This window comes from Bartonella sp. CE47NXGY, assembly GCF_042195415.1.
Lineage (GTDB): Bacteria > Pseudomonadota > Alphaproteobacteria > Rhizobiales > Rhizobiaceae > Bartonella.
The window spans coordinates 1-3843 of sequence record NZ_JBHIOI010000039.1 but is presented as its reverse complement, the minus strand read 5'-3'; the positions used below and the strand labels follow the sequence as shown (position 1 = coordinate 3843).

4 protein-coding genes and 1 pseudogene are annotated in these 3843 nt (G+C 40.1%); all 5 read left to right on the top strand.

Features of this window, described 5'->3' with window-relative positions; all coding sequences use genetic code 11:
• Positions 1-407: 407 nt before the first annotated feature.
• Positions 408-1030, top strand: a pseudogene (locus tag ACFIL3_RS08250) (IS607 family transposase).
• Entirely contained in the window at positions 1027-1185 is a 159-nt protein-coding gene (locus ACFIL3_RS08245; RefSeq protein ID WP_375638488.1) for a helix-turn-helix domain-containing protein, read from the top strand. Before ACFIL3_RS08250 ends, ACFIL3_RS08245 begins: the two are co-directional and overlap by 4 nt.
• Before the next feature lie 58 nt (positions 1186-1243).
• The gene (locus ACFIL3_RS08240) at positions 1244-2221 is read left to right on the top strand and encodes an RNA-guided endonuclease InsQ/TnpB family protein (RefSeq protein ID WP_375682057.1); all 978 of its coding nucleotides are present in this window, start codon (positions 1244-1246) and stop codon (positions 2219-2221) included.
• Positions 2222-2596: 375 nt separating this feature from the next.
• Complete coding sequence (locus ACFIL3_RS08235; protein ID WP_375682056.1) at positions 2597-2962, top strand: helix-turn-helix domain-containing protein; 366 nt, start codon at positions 2597-2599, stop codon at positions 2960-2962.
• 737 nt (positions 2963-3699) lie between these two features.
• On the top strand, positions 3700-3843 hold a 144-nt coding region (locus tag ACFIL3_RS08230), incomplete at its 3' end, for a helix-turn-helix domain-containing protein (RefSeq protein WP_375682059.1).

Sequence of the window (3843 nt, the reverse complement as noted above, 5' to 3'; positions counted from 1 at the left end):
AGCCAAATGAAACTTCCACACCGCACCACTCTATAAACAATAGTATTACCCCAGCTTCTTGCCTAGCCAATCTCCCCCAAGCACTTCAGATCACCCCTCAAACGAGATTATTTCATCAAACGCGACAAAAAAATCCAGCCTAAAATACTCATCATACACTCTAAAAACACCTTGATAAATTGATATGCCTGATATCACTCCCCCTATAAGCTCCCCTTCTAATCATGATTTCGGAGCCGCGTGAGAGGGACAAAACAAGCCGTTAAGTTCTGGGGGTCAAGGACGCCGTTAGGCGCCATGTAATGGTCTCCTTGACCTTAAGAACCTAGGATTGTTAGTCCCCTCATTAAACGCGGGCTTTAACAGCTTACTTGTAATCTATTTATATCTTTGTAATAATATACATTATGGATAGATTTATTGGGATAGGTAAGGCCGCTCAAGTTTTGGGTGTTTCGATTAGCACTTTGCGCCGTTGGGAAGGTGAAGGCAAAATTATTTCTGAGCATACGGCAGGAGGACACCGTCGTTATGACCTATCCAAGCTTAGACCTGAGCTTTTTCATTCGAGAGAACTGTCACAAAGAAAAGCCATTGCTTATGCGCGTGTATCGAGCCATGATCAAAAAGACGATTTAGAGCGACAAAAACAGGTTCTCGAGCTTTATTGCGCAAGCCAAGGTGGACTTATGAACTCATCTCTGATTTAGGGTCAGGGATGAATTATCGTAAAAAAGGTCTTAAACGTTTGTTGGATGCTCTCATTGAAAATGAAATAGGTCGTTTGGTGATTACGCATAAAGATCGTTTATTGCGCTTTGGTGCGGAATTGGTCTTCGCCATTTGTGAAGCCAAACAAGTTGAGGTTGTCATTCTCAATCAAGGAGAAGAAAGCAGTTTTGAAGAAGATTTAACCAAAGATGTTTTAGAAATTATTACTGTCTTCAGTGCTCGTCTTTATGGAAGTCGTTCGAGAAAAAATCAAAAGTTATTAGAGAATGTTCGTCAAGCTGTAGAAGCATCGCAATGATTCTTGCTCACAAAATAGCTCTAGACTTAAACAATAAACAACGAAGCTACATGGCTCGAGCCAGTGGTTGCGCGCGCTTTGCTTATAATTGGGCACTGAAGGAATGGCAGCAGCAATATGAAGCATGGAGAAAGATAATAATTTACAAAGCCTAATGACTATGCGCTACGTAGACAATTCAATTCTCTAAAACGAGAACAATTTCCATGGATAATGGAAGTCACTAAAAATGCTCCACAAATGGCAATTATTCAATTGGGTATGGCTTTTAAGAATTTCTTTTCAGGAAGAAGCCGATATCCCACTTTGAGAAAGAAAGGAGTGCACGATCGTTTTACTTTAACCAATGATCAAGTACAGTTGCAAGGTTCCAAGATAAGAATTCCCAAACTTGGTTGGGTTCGTCTGCGAGAACAATTGCGATTTCAAGGAAAGATCTTGTCAGTAACCATTAGCCGTAAAGCGGATCGGTGGTTTGTAAGTCTTAGCGTTGAAACCAATAATCAAGAGCCACTGAGCGAGAACCAAGCTATTGTTGGTCTTGATTTGGGCATCAATGCACTTGCAACGCTTTCGACAGGAGAAACCATAAGAAGCGTTAAACCTTATAAGGCTTTGCTAAATCGTTTACGACGCTTATCACGAAAGCTAAGCCGTAAGCAAAAAGGCTCGAGCAATCGTTATAAGGAGAAACAAAAACTCGCTAAGCTTCATGCACGAATAAGCAATATCAGAACAGATCATTTGCATAAGATTACAACAGATTTAATTCAGCGTTTTGGTACATTTTGTCTCGAAGATCTTCATGTAAAAGGCTTGCTGAAAAATCAGCATTTATCGCGTGCCCTTGCAGATCAAAGTTTTTTCGAGTTTCGCCGTCAATTGGAATATAAGGCGGCACGCTATGGTCGACAGATTGTTATTGCAGATCGTTGGTATGCGAGCAGTAAGATCTGCCATCATTGCGGATGTAAGATTGAACAATTACCTCTTAGCATACGTGAGTGGAGATGTTCTCATTGTGGTACACACCATGATCGAGACATTAATGCCGCGATTAATTTAAAAAACTTGGCGGTGAGTTCCACCGTATCAGCCTGTGGAGAGGAAGGCTCTGGCCAATGTCCTGTAACTTTGGTGAAACCAGCCTCAAAGAAGCAGGAAATCAACAGTATATTTAATCAGAAATGATCACATTTACATAAGTTTGATAGAACGGTCTGATCTCATGATTTTGGTGAGCGTTCCGGAGAGTTTGAGAGGCGGAAAGCCTCTCATTAAAAAATAAAGTTTATAAATAAAAACTATTTTCATTTGCCAATCTTCTGAAATTACTTTATCACTTAAAGAGATATTTTGATCGTCCACGCAACGATCAAGAGGAAAGACAAGCCCTAAACCCTAGCGTACAATTGAGCCTACTTTTATGGCTATCCCGGAAATTCCGGGAGTTTTTGCTATGTCCAGGTGCGATGAGCACTAAAAGCAAAAAGCTGATTTAGGTTCAGTATTTTTGACTCCCGGAATACCAATGCGAGGGCGCTCGCAACCGGAGGGGGGCTTGAAGTGCCAACTAAAAATCCACATTTTATCGACATTTTGATAGGCAAAAGAATCCGCCACAGACGCATTTCAATAGGGCTTTCCCAAAAAGAATTAGGAAGCCATTTAGGTGTCAGTTTCCAACAAATCCAAAAGTATGAAAAAGGCTTAAATCGTGTAAGCGTAGGATGTTTACTCAAAATCGCTCAAAAACTAGAAGTTCCCGTAAACTTTTTTTATGCAGACATTGCCACAAAAGAAAATCTTTCAACACATGCCTCACACTATGATCAAGAAACATACAGCGAAAAAGAACATTCACTTTTGAAAAATTTTAGAGAGCTCCAGCCGAAAAAACAAAAAGCAATCTTGTGGCTGATTTCTGATTAAGCAAAAGAGTAACAATTAATATTATTCCATTCATATACCCCCTTAAGTCAAATTCAAACCAGCACTCCACACCCCTCCAAATCACGCCATTTTATGGGATATTGATTTTTCTTGCCAATCTCCTGAAATTACTTTATGAATTGGCCTGTGTTTTTTGGTCGTCTACGCAGCGGTCAATAAGGAGTTGGATTCCTTAAAACTTAACACATAAACAATTATGGCTATCCCGGAAATTCCGGGGGCTTTTGTTATGTCCAAGTGCTTTAAGCACTAAAAACAAGAGACTGTTTAAGTTCAGTGAATCCAACCTCCCGGAATACCAATGCGAGGGCGCTCGCAACCGGAGGGGGGCTTGAAGTGCAAACTAAAAATCCAAATTTTATCGACATTTCTGATTAAGCAAAAGACGCGATTTATAATCCATATTTCGCACTTTTTTAAAAAGTACCCAATCTTATAGACTTTGAGATTATTTTGATTTCTCTTGCCAATTTTCTGAAATTGCCTTATAAATGAATACTGTAATTTTGGTCGTCTACGCAACGATCAATAGGGGATCAAAAACCCGAAACCTAAAACATGAATTTATCCCACTTTTGTGGGTATCCCGGAATTCCGGGAGTTTTTGCTATGTCCAGGTGCGATGAGCACTAAAAGCAAAAAGCTGATTTAGGTTCAGTATTTTTGACTCCCGGAATACCAATGCGAGGGCGCTCGCAACCGGAGGGGGGCTTGAAGTGCAAACCAAAAATCCAAATTTTATCGATATTCTGATAGGCAAAAGAATTCGTCATAGACGCATTTCCATGGGACTTTCCCAAAAAGAATTAGGAAGCTATTTAGGTGTCAGTTTCCAACAAATCCAAAAATATGAAAAAGGC

What these genes read in the sequence shown, in the direction of transcription:
- ACFIL3_RS08245 (WP_375638488.1), top strand. Translation starts at nt 1,027, where the DNA reads ATGATTCTTGCTCACAAAATAGCTCTAGACTTAAACAATAAACAACGA.
- ACFIL3_RS08240 (WP_375682057.1), top strand. Translation starts at nt 1,244, where the DNA reads ATGGAAGTCACTAAAAATGCTCCACAAATGGCAATTATTCAATTGGGT.